Raw genomic sequence first — 2,388 nt, forward strand, 5'->3', positions numbered from 1 at the left:
GCTTCACGCCACCGGGGCCGCGGTACTGCGCGTGCGGGTCTCCCCGGACGGCGGCTCCGTCGCGGTCGCCGCCGCCCCCCCGCCGCCCCGGGGCGCCCGACGTCCAACTCCCCCCCCCCCCCCGGCGCGCGGCGCGCCCCCGCCCCGCCCCCCCGCCCCCCCCACAACTCCCTTCAGGCCGCGAACCGCACCCAGGAGGAAGCTCAGGGCGCCGTTCGCGAGGCCGCTGTGGCGCGGGTCCAGTCCACGATCGCCGTCACGGCCTCGAACGCGGCCCGTAGCACGGCTGCCGGTATCGCCGAACCTGCCAACACGGCCATCGTGCTGACCGCGCCGTTCAGCGGCAAGGACGTCGACGCCGACTTCGCCGCGGCGGTCGCCGTCGCCGCGGAGCAGATGGGTGCGGAACAGGTCGCGTCGGCCGAGGCGAAGGCAGCGGAAGCCGTGAAGGCCGCCGAGGCCGCGGAGGCCGCCGCGAAGCGGGCCAACGCCCAGGTCGCCCCGGCGTTCAAGGCCGCCGCCGAAGCGGCTCGTTCGTCCGCGAGCGCCGCCCGTTCGGCCGCTGCGGCGATGAAGTCGGCGGCGCAGGCCGCCGATGAGGGCGCCAAGGCCCGCGCCGCCGCGGCACGCGCCAACCAGGCCGACGCCCAGGCGCAGGCCGACGCGAAGCTCGCCCGCCAGGCCGCCAACCAGGCCTACGCGGACGCGACCGCGGCCCGTCAGGCCGCCAACCAGGCGGAGGCGGAGGCGGCACGCGCCAGGGGCGCCGCGGCCGAGGCCGACAACCACGCGGTGGCCGCCAACAGCGCCGCGAGCCTGGCGGAGCACGAGGCGAGCGTCGCCCAGGGCGCCGCCGCCCAGGCCGAGAAGGACGCCGCGGACGCGAACAAGTTCGCCGAGTCGGCCGAGGGCCACGCCAAGTCGGCGGAGGCCGCCGCGAAGAACGCCAACACCTACGCCCGCGAGGCGGACGAGGCGGCGAAGAAGGCCGAGGAGTACCAGCGCGAGCAGGAGCGCAAGGCCCGCGAGGCGGCGGCGAAGGAGGCCAAGGAGAAGGGCGACACCCCGCCGCTGACCGCCGAGGAGAGCGCCATACTCGAGGCATCCGGGATCTCACCGGAGAAGTGGGAGGAGCTCCGCGCCCTCGCGGACAAGGACTTCCTCGACTTCCTGGTCGAAAACGGCGGCCAGATCATCGTCGACCTCCTCTTCGAGGACATCAAGGACTGCGTCACCGACCCCAACTTCGAAAGTTGCTTCTGGGCCGCCGTCGGCAGTCTTCCTTGGGGCAAGGCCCTGAAGATCATCAAGGAGATGCCGGCGATAGCCAAGGCTCTCGCCCGTGTCGTCACCGGTCTCGACGAGTTCCTCGACAAATCTGCTGCGGCGAAGAAGGTCGTCGACGAGAGCAAGAAGATCATCGAGCGGATTCGCAAGGCGAACACTTCGTGCACGAAGAAAAAGAAGAAGGATCCGCACAGCTTCGTCCCGCAAACCCCGGTGCTGTTGGCCGACGGCACTTCCAAGCCGATCAAGGACCTCCGCGTCGGCGACCAGGTGACCGCGACCGACCCTGAAACCGGGGAGACGGGGGGACGCGCCGTCACCCGTCTGATCGTCGGCGAGGGAGAGAAGTCCCTGCGGGAGCTCACCGTCGACACCGACGGCGAGGCGGGAGACGCCACGGAGACCATCACCGCCACCTTCGGACACCCGTTCTGGGTCGCGAACCGGAACGACTGGGTGGAGGCCGCCGACCTCAAGGCCGGTGACCGACTCCGCACCGCTGACGGCTCGCTCAAGGAGCTCGTCGGCCTGCGCACATGGAATCGGCAGGCCCGGGTCCACAACCTCACCGTCGACGACCTGCACACGTACTATGTACTGGCCGGGTCCACGCCGGTCCTGGTCCACAACGAGGACGACGAGGATTGCCTCGTTCCCGACGGGGTCCACATCGTGCTCGGAATCAACGACATTGGTTTGCTGAGCGGTGATGCACTGGCGGAGGCGCTGAACAAGAAGGACGGGGGTCAGCGTATGACCTTCAACAGCGACCGATACGGGCGAACCAACGAAGCTTCGGGTGGCATGCCGAACTGGATGGTCGCGGTCATGCTGGCTGCGGAAAACCCGAACGTCAAGATCACTTTTGCACTCGACGGGCTCCAGGACGACAAGGGTCGTCCCTTCACCAACCCCTCGGACGCGCTGTTCCACACCGTGGCTCGCGGCCGGAAGTTCAAGGACTGGAAGGAAGCCAACCAGCGCGGTAACCAAACCGCCTGGGAACTGGCCACCGTGGTCCGCTCGATTCTCGTGAGGGAGACACGCCCGTGGAACTCGGTCGAGTTCTACTGGCAGGGCAAGGAGGTCAAGGACATGCCT

General features: G+C 69.8%; 1 protein-coding gene. It reads left to right on the forward strand.

Translation table 11 applies throughout. The features are described from left to right. Positions 1–228 precede the first annotated feature (228 nt). On the forward strand, positions 229–2,388 hold a 2,160-nt coding region (locus tag ACFWI9_RS33860), incomplete at its 3' end, for a polymorphic toxin-type HINT domain-containing protein (RefSeq protein ID WP_387169040.1).

This window comes from Streptomyces sp. NPDC127084 (genome assembly GCF_042724175.1).
GTDB lineage: Bacteria > Actinomycetota > Actinomycetes > Streptomycetales > Streptomycetaceae > Streptomyces.